12 protein-coding genes are annotated in these 12,050 nt (G+C 69.0%); 5 read left to right on the top strand and 7 right to left on the bottom strand.

Annotated elements, in window-relative coordinates:
* Positions 1-105: 105 nt before the first annotated feature.
* From MWU52_RS11055 to MWU52_RS11045, 3 genes are all read right to left on the bottom strand, one after another.
* Entirely contained in the window at positions 106-261 is a 156-nt protein-coding gene (locus MWU52_RS11055) for a hypothetical protein (RefSeq protein ID WP_246951989.1), read from the bottom strand.
* An 87-nt stretch (positions 262-348) separates the two neighbouring features.
* The gene (locus MWU52_RS11050) at positions 349-3,081 is read right to left on the bottom strand and encodes a [protein-PII] uridylyltransferase (protein ID WP_246952867.1); all 2,733 of its coding nucleotides are present in this window, start codon (positions 3,079-3,081) and stop codon (positions 349-351) included.
* Between the two features lie 58 nt (positions 3,082-3,139).
* Positions 3,140-4,336 carry a penicillin-binding protein activator gene (locus MWU52_RS11045; RefSeq protein WP_246951986.1) on the bottom strand — a complete coding sequence of 399 codons (1,197 nt, stop codon included), beginning with the start codon at positions 4,334-4,336 and terminating at the stop codon, positions 3,140-3,142.
* A gap of 101 nt (positions 4,337-4,437) precedes the next feature.
* Here MWU52_RS11045 and rsmI point away from each other — a divergent pair, with 101 nt between their 5' ends.
* From rsmI to gshB, 3 genes are all read left to right on the top strand, one after another.
* Positions 4,438-5,307, top strand: coding sequence for a 16S rRNA (cytidine(1402)-2'-O)-methyltransferase (rsmI, locus tag MWU52_RS11040; protein WP_246951984.1), 870 nt, complete (start codon positions 4,438-4,440; stop codon positions 5,305-5,307).
* Positions 5,304-5,657 carry a YraN family protein gene (locus MWU52_RS11035; RefSeq protein WP_246951982.1) on the top strand — a complete coding sequence of 118 codons (354 nt, stop codon included), beginning with the start codon at positions 5,304-5,306 and terminating at the stop codon, positions 5,655-5,657. Before rsmI ends, MWU52_RS11035 begins: the two co-directional genes overlap by 4 nt.
* 72 nt (positions 5,658-5,729) lie before the next feature.
* Positions 5,730-6,683, top strand: coding sequence for a glutathione synthase (gshB, locus tag MWU52_RS11030; protein ID WP_246951980.1), 954 nt, complete (start codon positions 5,730-5,732; stop codon positions 6,681-6,683).
* Positions 6,684-6,758: 75 nt separating this feature from the next.
* On the opposite strand, the gene MWU52_RS11025 is transcribed toward gshB, so the two are convergent.
* Genes MWU52_RS11025 through cobU form a run of 4 tightly spaced genes read right to left on the bottom strand, consistent with a single transcriptional unit; the run spans position 6,759 to position 10,343 of the window.
* A complete protein-coding gene (locus tag MWU52_RS11025) occupies positions 6,759-8,267 on the bottom strand; it encodes a YifB family Mg chelatase-like AAA ATPase (RefSeq protein ID WP_246951978.1) in 1,509 nt (502 codons plus the stop codon).
* Between the two features lie 57 nt (positions 8,268-8,324).
* Positions 8,325-9,194 (bottom strand): glutathione S-transferase, encoded by an 870-nt coding sequence (locus tag MWU52_RS11020; RefSeq protein ID WP_246951976.1) that lies wholly within the window; start codon positions 9,192-9,194, stop codon positions 8,325-8,327.
* Between the two features lie 58 nt (positions 9,195-9,252).
* Positions 9,253-9,810, bottom strand: a complete 558-nt coding sequence (locus MWU52_RS11015) for a histidine phosphatase family protein (protein ID WP_246951974.1) — start codon at positions 9,808-9,810, stop codon at positions 9,253-9,255.
* Positions 9,807-10,343 carry a bifunctional adenosylcobinamide kinase/adenosylcobinamide-phosphate guanylyltransferase gene (gene cobU, locus MWU52_RS11010; RefSeq protein ID WP_246951972.1) on the bottom strand — a complete coding sequence of 179 codons (537 nt, stop codon included), beginning with the start codon at positions 10,341-10,343 and terminating at the stop codon, positions 9,807-9,809. The genes MWU52_RS11015 and cobU overlap by 4 nt, the downstream gene beginning before the upstream one ends.
* Before the next feature lie 77 nt (positions 10,344-10,420).
* Here cobU and MWU52_RS11005 point away from each other — a divergent pair, with 77 nt between their 5' ends.
* Both MWU52_RS11005 and MWU52_RS11000 read left to right on the top strand, forming a co-directional pair.
* Entirely contained in the window at positions 10,421-11,299 is an 879-nt protein-coding gene (locus MWU52_RS11005; protein ID WP_246951970.1) for an RNA polymerase factor sigma-32, read from the top strand.
* 9 nt (positions 11,300-11,308) lie between these two features.
* Positions 11,309-12,034, top strand: a complete 726-nt coding sequence (locus tag MWU52_RS11000; protein WP_246951968.1) for a ChaN family lipoprotein — start codon at positions 11,309-11,311, stop codon at positions 12,032-12,034.
* The last annotated feature ends 16 nt before the right edge of the window (positions 12,035-12,050 follow it).

The raw sequence follows: 12,050 nt of genomic DNA, 5'->3' as shown, positions 1-12,050 counted from the left end.
TCATCGCGTCATGCGCCGGGACGGATCGTTTCCCGGCGCTGCCAGTCGGAACCCGATGGCGAAGGCCCAGTACGCGCAAGTTCGATGCGCTCGTCCATCCCTGCCTCAGTCCGTGACCGGGCGTCCATCCGGATGATACCGGCGCATCCCCTCGCATCCCGTATCGACGACCTCCGCGCCCCGTCGCACGGCGTCCAGCAACCAGAGGTACTCGGACGTCGTCTGGCCTGCGATGAAGAAGCTTCCGGATTCCCAGCGCATGGATTTCCTGCGCAAGATCGCTCGCGATTTCCCCACCAGCTGACAGGTTGCCGTAGAGGTGGGCTTTGGAGGTCGGGTACGCCTCTACTATGCCCCCGCCCGTTCCGCGGCCTTCGTGATCGCGGCGCGGAGCTTGCGTTCCAGCGCGTCCTGCTTGGACTTCGACATGAGCTTCAGCCCGAACAGGTCCTTGACGTAGAACGAGTCCACCACCTGCGCGCCGTAGGTCGCGACGACGGCCTGGGAGATCGAGATGTTCGCCGCCGCCAGCGTCTGGGTCAGGTCGTAGAGGAGGCCGGGGCGGTCGCGTGTGTCGACCTCGATGATCGTGTAGATGTCGGAGCCCTCATTGTCGAAGCTGATATTCGTGGCGACCTGGAAGCGGCGTTCGCGCTTCTTGATCTCGCGGCCCTCCAGCTCCAGCCGGGTGACGACCTCGCCGCGCAGGATCTTCGTGATCATCGCGCGCAGGCGCGGCAGGCGCGACGCCTCGTAGGGGTGGCCGTCGCCGTCCTGCAGCCAGAACACGCTGGTCGCGAAGCCGTCCTTCGAGGTGTAGGTCCGCGCGTCGACGATATTGGCGCCCACCAGGCTGAGCGCCCCTGCCAGGCGCGAGAAGATGCCCGGATGGTCCTGGCAGGCCATCAGCACGCGGGTCGCGTCGCGGTCGGCATCGGCCTCCAGCTCCACCCGCACCTCGTCGTCGCCCAGCCCGTCCAGCATCTGCGCGAAGCGGACCTGCGCGGCCGTGGGCACGCCCTGCCAGTAGGGGCCGTAATGGCGGGCGATCTCGGCACGCCTGCGGGCCTCGGTCCAGTCGGGCAGGGCGTCGCGGAACAGCTTCTTCGCCTTCGCCTCGCGGGTCTCGCGGTTGACGTCCTCCAGCCCGTTTTCCAGCGCGGCGGCGGTGGCGCGGTGCAGCGCGCGCAGCATCTGCGCCTTCCAGTTGTTCCAGACGCCGGGGCCGACGCCGCGGATGTCGCAGACGGTGAGTACAGTCAGCAGGTCCAGCCGCTCGCGCGTTTTCACCGCCTTGGCGAAGTCGCGCACGGTGCGCGGGTCGGCGATGTCGCGCTTCTGCGCCATGTCCGACATCAGCAGGTGGTGGCGCACCAGCCATTCCACCGTCTCGACCTCGCGCGGCTTGAGGCGCAGGCGGGGCGCCACGGCGCGGGCGATGCGCGCGCCCAGGATCGAGTGATCCTCGGGACGGCCCTTGCCGATGTCATGCAGCAGCAGGGCCACGTAGAGGACGCGCCGGTTCACCCCCTTCGCCAGGATATCGGAACACAGCGGCAGGCTCTCGACCAGTTCCCCCCGCTCGATCTGCGCGAGGTTGGAGATGACCTGGATGGTGTGCTCGTCCACCGTGTAGCTGTGATACATGTTGAACTGCATCATCGCCACGATGGGCGCGAATTCGGGGATGAAGGCCGACAGCACCTCCAGCTCGTTCATGCGGCGGAGCGCGCGTTCGGGATTTCCGTGTCTCAGCAGCAGGCCGAGGAACAGCTTGGCCGCCTCCGGGTCCTCGCGCAGGTCGCGGTCGATCAGGTGCCGGTTGGCGGCCATCAGGCGCATGGCATGCGGATGCAGCAGCATGCCCGTGCGCAGCGCCTCCTCGAAGATGCCCAGCATGTTGAGGGGCGTGCCCAGGAACGCCGCCTCGTCGGCCACGTCCAGCCGGCCCTGGCGTTCGGCATAGGGCGCGCGGACCTTGCGGCGGCGCTTGAAGAGGCCGAGCAGCGCCGGTTCGCGCTTGATGTTGTCGGTCTCGAGCGCGACCAGGAGGATCCGCGTCAACTCGCCCACGCGGGTGGCGTGGCGGAAGTAGTCCTGCATGAAATGCTCGACCCCGCGCCGGCCGGCATGGTCGCGGTAGCCCATGGCGCCGGCCACATCGACCTGCATGTCGAAAGTCAGGTGGTCCGCCGCCCGACCCGCGATCAGATGCAGGTGGCAGCGGACGCACCACAGGAACCGCTCCGCCGCCTCGAACGCGTCGAATTCCTCGGCGGTGAACACGCCCAGCGCCACGAGGTCGGCCGCCTCCTTCACGCGGTAGCGGTACTTGGCGATCCAGTAGAGGGCCTGGACGTCGCGCAGCCCGCCCTTGGCCTCCTTGACGTTGGGCTCCAGGATATAGCGTTGCCCGCCTTGCTTGCGGTGCCGTTCGTCGCGCTCCTCCAGCTTGGCCTCGATGAACTCGGCGACGGTCCCGTCGAAGAGGTCGGACCAGAGCCGCTCGGCCAGGGTAGCGCCGAGGTCGGCGTCGCCGCAGATCAGTCGACGCTCCAGCAGGGAGGTGCGGATGGTGTAGTCCTCGGCGCCCAGGCGCACGCAATCCTTCACCGTGCGCGTGGCGTGACCGACCTTCAGCTTCAGATCCCACAGAATGTAGAGCATGGTCTCGACAACACTCTCGGTCCGGGGCGTGACCTTCCAGGGCGTCAGGAACAGCAGGTCCACATCCGAGAAGGGCGCCATCTCGCCCCGGCCGTATCCCCCGACGCCCAGAACCGCGAAACGCTCGCCTTCGGTCGGGTTGGGACAGGGGTGCAGGGCCCGCGTGGCGACGAGCCAGGCGCATTGCACCAGGCGATCGGTCAGATGCGCGTAGGAATGGGTGACGCGGCGCGCCCGCGTCGGATCGTCCGCGAACCCGGCCTGGATCGCGTCGCGCCCCCTGGCCCGCGCCGCGCGAAGGATGGACACCACCGCCCGCCGCGTGGCCATGACGTCGCCGCCCGCGCGAACGGCATCGTCCAGTGCCGAAAGCGTCGCGTCCGCATCGAAGATCTCCGGCAAGGACGCGATCAGCGTCCCGGCCGAAGCGGGCGGAGGCAGGTCGGCGGTGGTGAAGGCCGGGGCCGGGCTCTTACGATCCGGCGCCGCCGAAGCTGTTGGGGGCAGGGCTGACCACCTGTATCTGACGGTTGACGATCTGTGCGACCGCGAGCGCCCTGTCGATGGTGCCGTCGCCGCGCAGGCGGAATATACCGCCCGTGCCCGCAAAGCCAGCGTTCCGTGTCAGCGTGCCGCGGCCGACCGTGTCGCCCCGGCGCGAGATGGCGCCGATCGCGGCCATGCCGTCATAGGCCAGGTTGGCCAACGGGTGCGGCGCTCCGCCATAGGCGGCGTTGTAGCGCGCGCGGAACTGCGCCAGCGGCGCCGGGTCGGGCAGGGCGAAATACCCGCCCTGCAGGCCGGGTTGGGCCAGCGTCTCGGTCGGGATGTCCCAGCGGGTCAGGCCGAGGAAACGGAACGCCTCGCCGCCGATGCCGGCCTCGCTCAGCAGTTGCGCGATAACCGGCAGGTCACCCGTCGGCGTGCCGGTCAGGAAGACCGCGTTGGAATTCGTCGCCCGGGCCTGCGACGCGATGGTCGGCACCGCGGCCGAGATGCCTTGCTGGCTGAACTCGTATGGAACGCTGCCGGTGATCTGCGCGCCGGTGCCCCGGGCCGCGGACCGGATGGCGGAATTGGCGATCTGCCCGGCCTCGTCATTTGCGTGGGTCACCAGCACCCGATTGCGGCCCTGTCGCGCGGCGAAGCCCATGACGCGGCGGGCGGTGTTCTCGAAGGTGTTGCCCATGACCCAGACGTTGCCGCCCGCGATCGCGGTGTTGTTCGAGAAGCTGAGGACGGGAACGCCCGAGCCGGCCGCCGCGTTGCCCGCCGCGACCGCATTGTCGGCATAGAGCGGCCCAAGGATGACCTGCGCCCCCTCGGACACGGCCTGCGTGGCCGCCGCCGATGCGCCGCCCGGTGTGCCCTGGGTCGGGTACACCGTCATCGTGACGACCCCTTCGCCCAGATCCGCCGCCGCCAGACGGGCCGCGTTTTCGAGGCTGCGCGCGACCTGTCCGTCCGTCCCGCGCGCCGATCCGAGCGGCACCAGCAGCGCAACCTTCGTCGGCCCGGCGCTGTCGACGCCGCCACCGCCCGTACCGGTGCCCAGCGGGGCTGCGACGTTGCAGGCGGTCAGTGCGGCCGTCGTGGCGACCAGTGCCACGGCCTTGCGCGACCGGTGGATGAATGAAACGAGTCTGGCGCGAAGGCCGCGGATGGACATGATCGTGATCTCCCCGGAACGGCGCCCTCGGCGCATTATGTCGCCGCGAAGGTAGAGCGACCCCGGGGGCGAGTAAACGGCTGAACGGAAAGGGGCGGCGAATGGCGAAGATCGGCAAGGACGACCCGTCGTCCGTCGAGCCCGGCCTCCACCTGGTCGCGGTTCCGATCGGCGCCGCGCGCGACATCACCTTGCGGGCGCTGGATATCCTGGCCCATGCCGACATGCTCGCCGCCGAGGACACGCGATCTCTCCGGCGGTTGATGGACATCCACGGCATCCCGCTGGGGGATCGCCCGATGGTCCCCTATCACGACCACAACGGTGCCGCCGCGCGTCCGCGCCTGCTGACCGCCCTGCGGGACGGCAGATCGGTCGCCTACGCCTCCGAGGCCGGCACGCCGCTGGTGGCCGATCCGGGATTTCAGCTCGGGGTGGAGGCGCGGCAGGGCGGCCTGACGGTGCGGGCGGCACCAGGGGCGAGCGCGGTGCTGGCGGCACTCTGTGTCGCGGGTTTGCCGACGGATCGGTTCCTCTTCGCGGGTTTTTTGCCGCCGAAATCGGCCGCGCGGAAAACGGCGCTGCGCGAGGTGGCCGAGGTGCCGGCGACGCTGGTCTTCTACGAGTCGCCCAAGCGGCTGGCGGCGATGTTGCGCGACGCGGCCGCGATGCTCGGGCCGCGCGAGGCGGCCGTCTGCCGCGAGTTGACCAAGCGGTTCGAGGAGGTGCGGCGCGGGTCCCTGGACGCCTTGGCCGAAACCTATGCCGAGGAGGGCGCGCGCGGCGAGATCGTCGTGGTCGTCGACCGCGCGGCCCCGCGCGAGGCCGACCCGGAGGCGATACGCGATGCACTGCGCGTGGCCCTCGCGGACGGATCGGTAAAATCCGCCGCAAAAGATGTTTCCGATATGTTCGGCGTTCCGCGTAAGCTGGTCTACGACATGGCCCTGGCGATGAAGGACGAAGGATGAGCGGAACGACCTCCTACCATGCCGGCCTCGCGGCCGAGGATAGCGTGGCCCGATATTACGAACGTGCCGGGCATGACGTGCTCGCACGGCGCTGGCGCGGCAAGGGGGGCGAGATCGACGTGATCGTGCAGGACGGTCCGGACACGGTCTTCGTCGAGGTAAAGAAGAGCGACACGCATGCCGCGGCGGCCCTTCGGGTCAGCGAAAGACAGATCCACCGCCTGTTCGATTGTGCGGGCGAGTACATGGGCACGCTGCCCGACGGCATGAACGCCGCCGTCCGCTTCGATGTGGCCCTGGTCGACGGCGTCGGACGGATCGAGATCGTGGAAAACGCCCTCTCGGCCTGACGCCGCCCGCGATTGTCACCGCCGGTCGGTTCCGGCATGCAGGCGACGACGCCACGCAGCAGGAGCCGAGCCATGTCCAGCCCCAAGCCCCTCAAGGTCGGCTTCCAGATGGACCCGGTCGAGGCCGTGGATATCGGCGCCGACTCGAGCTTTCGCCTGGCGCTGGAGGCCCAGTCCCGGGGTCATTCGCTGGTCTACTGGACGCCGGACAAGCTGGCCTATGTCGAAGGTCGGGTTGTGGCTCGCGGCCAGACGATGGAGCTGCGCCGCACGCGCGGCGACCATGCGAAGCTCGGTCCGATGGCGGAGATCGAGCTGGCCGATCTGGATGTGGTCTGGCTGCGGCAGGATCCGCCTTTCGACATGGCCTACATCACCAACACCCACCTCCTGGAACGGGTGCATCCCGACACCCTGGTCGTGAACGATCCGGCCTGGGTGCGCGGTTGGCCCGAAAAGCTGATGGTGCTGGATTTTCCCGACCTGACACCGCCGACGGCGATCGCGCGCGATCTCGACACGCTCAAGGCGTTCAAGGCGCGGCATGGCGACGTGATCCTGAAGCCGCTCTACGGCAACGGCGGTGCCGGCGTCTTCCGGCTCACGCCGGAGGATCGCAACCTCAACTCCCTGCACGAGATGTTTTCGGTTCTGAACCGCGAACCGCTGATCATGCAGAAGTTCCTGCCTGCCGTGGCCAGGGGCGACAAGCGTGTCATCCTCGTCGACGGCGAACCGATCGGAGCCATCAACCGTGTTCCGGCCGAGGGTGAGACGCGGTCGAACATGCATGTCGGCGGCCGGCCCGAAAAGGTCGCCCTGACCGACCGGGACCGCGAGATCTGTGCCCGGATCGGGCCTCGGCTGCGGGATGCGGGCCAGATCTTCGTCGGGATCGACGTCATCGGCGAATATCTGACCGAGATCAACGTGACCTCGCCGACTGGCCTGCAGGAGCTGGAGCGGTTCGACGGGACCAATGCAAGCGCGTCGATCTGGCAGGCGATCGAACGCCGCCGCGCCTGATCCGGCCGTACGGGGCGTCGCTTTCTCTGGCCCGAAATACCTCGGGGGTCCGGGGGCGGGCCTCCGCCTCTGCCGTCAGGCTCCCGAGACCAGCCGGTAGGACAGGGCCTCGGCCACATGCGGCCGTCGCACATCCGCCGAGCCATCGAGATCCGCGATCGTCCGCGCGACCTTCAGCACACGGTGATACCCGCGCGCGGAAAGGCGGAAGCGTTCGACCGCCTGGAGAAGCAGCGCATTTCCCTCCGCATCGGGGGCCGCGACCTCCATCAAGGCGTCGCCTGCGATATCGGCATTCACCGTGACGCCCCGCACACCGTCGTAGCGGTTCGCCTGGACCGCGCGGGCCCCGGCCACGCGGGCCGCGACCGTGGCCGAGGTTTCGCCGCCCGGCGGGAGCGCCAGGTCGGATACCTCCACCGCCGGCACCTCCAGCCGCAGATCGAAGCGATCCCTCAGCGGGCCGGAGATCTTGCCCATGTAATCCTCGCCGCAATTGGGCGCGCGGGTGCAGGCTTGATCGGGGTCGAACAGCATGCCGCACCGGCACGGGTTCGCGGCCGCGACGAGCAGGAACCGACAGGGATAGCGCACATGCGCGTTGGCCCGCGCGATCGTGACCTCGCCCGTCTCGATCGGCTGGCGCAGGGTTTCGAGCACGGCGCGGGGAAACTCCGGAAACTCGTCCATGAACAGGACGCCGTTATGCGCCAGGCTGATCTGACCCGGCCCGGCGCGCTTGCCCCCGCCCGCGATCGCGGCGACGGAGGCGGTGTGGTGCGGCTCCTGATAGGGGCGGCGGTGCAGGATCCCACCCTCGTCCAGCGTCCCGGCCAGCGAATGGATCATCGACGTCTCGAGCGATTCCATCGCCGAAAGTGGCGGCAGCAAGCCCGGCAAACGCGCGGCCAGCATGGATTTCCCGGCCCCCGGCGGCCCGACCAAGAACAGGTGATGCCGCCCGGCGGCGGCGATTTCCAGCGCCCGCTTGGCCCGATCCTGGCCCCGAACGTCGCGCAGGCAAGGGCCGCCCTCGGCCTCGGCCACATGGCCGCGGCGCGCCTCGGGCAAGGGACAGGCGCCGGTCAGATGGTCCATCAGGGCCTTCAGGGACGGCGCGGCATAGACCGTCGCGGCCCCGACCCAGGCGGCCTCCGCCCCGCAGGCTTGCGGGCAGAGCAGGTCCGCTTCGATGGAGGCCGCCGTCATCGCCGCCGGCAGGGCCCCCGTCACGGCGACCAGCGCCCCGTCGAGCGACATCTCACCGATCCCGACGGCACGGGCGACCCTGGACGCGGGCACCAGTTCCAGCGCGGCGAGAAGCGACAGCGCGATCGGCAGGTCGAAATGCGCACCTTCCTTCGGGATGTCGGCGGGCGACAGGTTGATCGTCACCTTCTTCGACGGCAGCGCGATGCCGAGCTCGGAGAGCGCGGTGCGGATGCGGTCCTTCGCCTCGGACACGGCCTTGTCGGGAAGCCCAACGATCGAGAACCCGGGCAGACCCGGCGAGACGGCGCATTGCACGTCGACAGGTCGTGCCTCCAGTCCCTCGAAGGCCACCGTGGTGGTCCGTGCCAGCATGTCCGTCGCGTCCCTGTCAGTCGGGACACGGTTAACGGCCGATTGGTTGCGGAATGGTTAACGCGCCTCGTAGATCGCCATGAAGGCGGGCCATGCTTCGGGATCGGCCAGGGTCTTGTCGCGACAGAACGCGTTGCAGAAGCCCCAGACCCGCCCCCCGGCCTGCATGAAATGCGTGACCGGTTTGCCCGAGTAGGGGCAGGCCGCGTTGACCGACGGGCCATCCGCGACTTCGGCGCTAATCGCGGCGGGCATCGGGAAGGGTCTGGCGGGCGGATGGATCGCGTAGACGTCGATCGTGCGGTTCGCGGCCTCGCCCATCGCGCGCCAGCGGCGCAGGGGCACATGGGCCAGGTGCGATTGGACATAGGCCCGCGATCCGTCCGACACCGGTAAGCCGTAACCCGCGATCCGCATCGCGACCGGCGCGAAGAAGGCGTCGGCGGCGGAGTACTCGCCGAAGAGCCACGGACCGCTCTTCGACAGGTCCCGCGCGGCGGCCCAGATCACCTCCAGCCGGGCGAGGTCGGCCAGCACGGCCTCGGACGGGTCGAACCCGCCGGAAGCCATCCGCATGTTCATCGGGCAGTCGTTTCGCAGCGCCGCGAATCCGCAATGCATCTCGGCGACAAGCGAACGGGCCAGGGCGCGGGCCTTCAGTGCGCGCGGCCAATGCCCGGCATCGGGATGCGCCTCGGCCAGGCCTTCCGCGATCGCGATGCTGTCGGTCCAGAGGCCGCCTTCGGGCGTGCGCGCCGTCGGCACGGTCCGCGCGGGCGCCCAGGCCGCCAGGTCGCGAGTGAAATCGTCATGATAAAGCCGCGTGCGGCTCTCGCGGAACGGGATGCCGAATGCCTCGAACAGGAGCCAGCCGCGCAAGCTCCAGGAGGAATAGGATCGGTCGCCGATGAGGAGTTCATATGTCATGGATGCGCCCTAGCATGCCCCCCGGACGTGCACGAAACGCCGATCCTTGATGCGCCCATCACGGGATGCGATTGGCGAAGACCGGTGCCGGGCCGTCCGCCCACATGTCGATCCGCGTCAGGCTCAGATTGTCGATCTTCTGCGCCAGGGCCCGGAACGGGGTCAGGCCGGTCGCCCGCGCCCATTGCGTCAGGATCACGCCCATATGGGCGACGACGATCAGGTCCGGCCCGGTGGCCAGGCGCGCCAGGACGGTGTCCACCCGTTCTGCGACGTCGTTCCAGGATTCGCCGTTCGGGGCGCGGCGGTCGCCCGGGTCGTCGAAATAGGCGCGCAGTTCGGGCCCGTCGATCGCGTCGAACGGCCGGTCGTCCCAGTCGCCATAGTCGAACTCGCGCAGCGCGACCTCGTGCGGCAGGCGCGGGCGCGCCCCCGCGATCGCGTCGGCGGTCGCCGTCGCGCGGATCAGGTCGCTGCTGACGACGGGCGCCCGGGGCAGGGCGGCGGACAGCCGGCCGATTGCCGCGATGTCGGTAAGGTCGGCGGGAGGATCGGAATGGCCGACCATGCGCCGGACATGGGTCGGGCCGTGCCGGATGAGCCAGAGCCGGGTCAACGGAGCCTTTGCGCCAGGCCGGCCGTGACCAGGAAGGCGCGGTCCGCCGCCTGCGCTAGGCGCTGGTTCAGCTCGCCCTGCGCCCGCTGGAAGGCGCGGGCCAGCGCGTTGTCGGGCGTCACGCCGCCGCCCACGTCGTTGCTGACGACCACGAACCGCGCGGGCGCGTCCTGCATCGCGGCGAGCCACGCCTCCGCCGGCGACTGCCAATCCGCGCCGTCCATCATCAGGTTGGTCAGCCACATCGTCGCACAATCGACCAGGACGGTGGACTGCACTGGCATGGCCGCGCATCGGCCGGCCAGATCCGTCTCCTCCTCGATCAGCTGCCAGTCCGGACCGCGCCGTTCGACATGGCGGGCGACCTTCGCGCGCATCTCCTCATCCGCGACCCGCGCCGTGGCGACGTAGGTGAGAGGCCAGTCCATGCCGAACGCAAGTCTCTCCGCCCAAAGGGATTTTCCCGACGACGCATGGCCGAGGACAAGGTCGATCCCGGGTTCGTGAACCGGATCGGGGGAACTTTTTTCCATCCGAGGGCGTAGTCCATCCGTAGTTGCTTTCAAGAGCCGCCCCGCGGCACCGGCATCAACCCTTGGGGGGCTTTGATATGGCACTGGATTTCAACAGCGACACGTCCCTGTCAAGGCGCGCCATGAAGGCAGAGCTTCTCGACGCCGAGACCGAGCTTCGCCTGGCCTATGCCTGGCGCGACGACCGTTGCGAAGAAAGCCTGCACCGGCTGATCACGGCCTACATGCGTCTGGCAATTTCCATGGCCGCCAAGTTCCGGCGTTATGGCGCGCCGATGAACGATCTGATCCAGGAGGCGGGCCTGGGCCTGATGAAGGCGGCCGAGAAGTTCGACCCCGATCGGGGCGTGCGGTTCAGCACCTATGCGGTGTGGTGGATCAAGGCGTCGATCCAGGATCACGTGATGCGGAACTGGTCCATGGTTCGGACCGGATCGACCAGCAGTCAAAAGTCCCTGTTCTTCAACCTGCGACGCGTGCAGGCCCGGCTCGAACGCGAGGCCCAGGCCGAGGGCGTGGTTCTGGACCGCCAGACCATGCGCGAGAAGATCGCAACCGAGGTCGGAGTACCGTTGCACGATGTCGAGATGATGGAAGGGCGCCTGTCGGGCTCGGATTTCAGCCTGAATGCCACGCAGTCGAGCGACGAAGACGGGCGCGAGTGGATCGACGCGCTGGAGGACGAGAGCGTCCAGGCCGACGAGTCGGTGGCCCTTCGGCATGACAACGCGATGTTGCGGCAATGGCTGCTGACCGCGCTGTCGTCACTGAACGAGCGGGAGCGTTTCATCGTCCGGGAACGCAAGTTGCGCGAGGACCCGCGCACGCTGGAAAGCCTGGGCAACGAGCTGTCGTTATCCAAGGAACGGGTCCGTCAACTGGAGGCGGCGGCCTTCGCGAAGATGCGCAAGACGTTGGAGCGGGACAACCGCGAGATACTGGGCCTCCTGAACTAGGGGCGCCCGGTGATCGGACGCTGGCTTCCGACCGCCATTCTGACGGCGGTCTCGGCCCCACTGGCGGCTGCGCCACTGCCGCCCGCAGACATCTATGTCCTGGGCGAGATCCACGACAATGCAGCCCACCACGTCCGGCAGGCCCGGATGGTCGCCGAGGTTCGGCCCAACGCCATCGTCTTCGAAATGCTGACCGGGGAGCAAGCCGACCGCATCACGCCCCGAACGCCCCGCGATGCCGAGACGCTCGGCCCCCTTCTTGGCTGGGCGGGGTCCGGCTGGCCCGATATTGCCATGTACGCCCCGATCATGGCCGCCCACGATTCCGTCATCCTGGGGGCCGAGGTCGATCTAGACCTGTCCGAATTTGATCTGGACAGGCCGCTGCCCGACGCGCAGCAGGCCCGGCGCGAGGCGCTGCAGGCTGCCGCACATTGCGATGCCCTGCCCACGGAGATGCTGCCACAATTCGTGGCCCGGCAGCGTGCGGCGGACGCCCGGTTCGCGGCGGCGACCCTCCGGGCGCTCGACGAGCATGGGGCGCCCGTGGTTCTGATCACCGGAAACGGCCATGCACGAACCGATTGGGGCGTCCCCGCCATGATCGCGCGGGTCCGACCGGAACTCCATGTCGTCTCGGTGATCCAGGGGGAGGGCGGGGCCGTTGTGCCCGGCGACATCGTCCTGCAATCCGCCCCCGTGGAGCGCGCCGACCCCTGCGCGGCCTTCCGCTAGCGCGCGGCCTCGCCTA

The sequence above is a fragment of the Jannaschia sp. S6380 genome (assembly GCF_023015695.1).
Lineage (GTDB): Bacteria > Pseudomonadota > Alphaproteobacteria > Rhodobacterales > Rhodobacteraceae > Jannaschia.
The sequence above is the reverse complement of the archived record's forward strand: the minus strand, read 5'-3'. Positions and strand labels throughout refer to the sequence as shown.